This is a genomic window from Pseudomonas sp. C2B4 (assembly GCF_013359695.1).
Classification (GTDB): Bacteria; Pseudomonadota; Gammaproteobacteria; order Pseudomonadales; family Pseudomonadaceae; genus Aquipseudomonas.
The window spans coordinates 1-1144 of record NZ_JABFMU010000131.1 but is presented as its reverse complement, the minus strand read 5'-3'; the positions used below and the strand labels follow the sequence as shown (position 1 = coordinate 1144).

The following is a 1144-nucleotide window of genomic DNA, read 5'->3' as shown; positions in this document are numbered from 1 at the left end:
TTCAACCTCTTCATTGAATGTTAAGCCCTCTTCGCGAGCAGGCTCGCTCCCACAGGTTTTTGCGTAAGTCACTAATTTTGCCTCAGGTTATTAAGTCGATTCTGGATGTTGATATCGGCAGAACCATTACTTCTGATGGAACCAGCAGAAGAGCTCATATACCCAGAATCAGCACTGTGATTGCTGATGCTCGAAACAGTACTGACAGTGCTGGGAGGGGAAATAGAGCTGGAATTGCTGGAGAAGCTGGTACTAGAGGCGCTGCGAGACATGGGTGCACTTTGCGTCGTCGTGGCTGGCGTCGAGATCGCTGGGCGGTTTGTATCCGGAGCCCAGCTGACGCTTTTGTTGATGGACTGATTGCTCTTTGGGGGCCGCTTTCGCGACTTCCCTAATTTTCCTTTGTGAATGGCCGGAACGCTGACTTCAGTATTTTTTTGAACATTAGCCAAGAAGCCCCCAAAAAAATCCTTCTTGATAGATTTGGTTTGTGTGGACACTCGGCCCGCACTAGCGCCACCGGTGCCCACGGGAGAAAAAATCGGCCAAACATAGTCAGCAAATTTGTCCGAAACAGTATTCCAAGCCCTGCCCAAAACACTACCAACCGAGGCCTCTCCCGTTGGATCCGCACGTATCACCGGCTCACAACCACAATACGCATATCCATTGAGTCCACCCTTCCCGAACGGGCTGAATCTGTCGTGGCTATGAAACCGCATCAATAGCGGGTTGTAGACGCGGTAACCATTCCCCAAAAAATACCAGTCAGTCTCTTCCTCGCGCAGTTCGCCATTAAATCCCAGATGCGTCATAACCTCCTGCCGAGAGGACTGCTGACCATAGGGGGAATACGCGAAGTGGTGAATGCTGCCAGTCATCTCGATGAGCACAGTGTTTTTGCTGTCGCCGGCTAACAACAAGGTGCGGTGATTGGCAGATTTTGAGGTGGGCATGGCAGGGCCTCTGTTTGACGGCACGTCAATAAAGGCCTCCAGCATTTCACGTTGTCCAAGAGCCGGGAACTGACAGAACTACCAGGTTCCATCGAGTGCACCGCAAAGCAAATGTGGGAGCGAGCCTGCTCGCGAAAGCGGACTTGCATTCAACCTCTTCATTGAATGTTAAGCCCTCTTCGCGAGCA

The 1144-nt window shown here is 51.6% G+C and carries 1 protein-coding gene; it reads right to left on the bottom strand.

Annotated features, from left to right (window positions below; genetic code table 11):
• Window positions 1-71: 71 nt before the first annotated feature.
• Window positions 72-1001, bottom strand: a complete 930-nt coding sequence (locus HNQ83_RS30990; RefSeq protein ID WP_175392636.1) for an RHS repeat-associated core domain-containing protein — start codon at window positions 999-1001, stop codon at window positions 72-74.
• Window positions 1002-1144: the final 143 nt, after the last annotated feature.

Bases quoted from the DNA above. Each gene is read 5' to 3' on its own strand.
- HNQ83_RS30990 (WP_175392636.1), bottom strand. From the start codon at position 1,001: ATGCTGGAGGCCTTTATTGACGTGCCGTCAAACAGAGGCCCTGCCATG.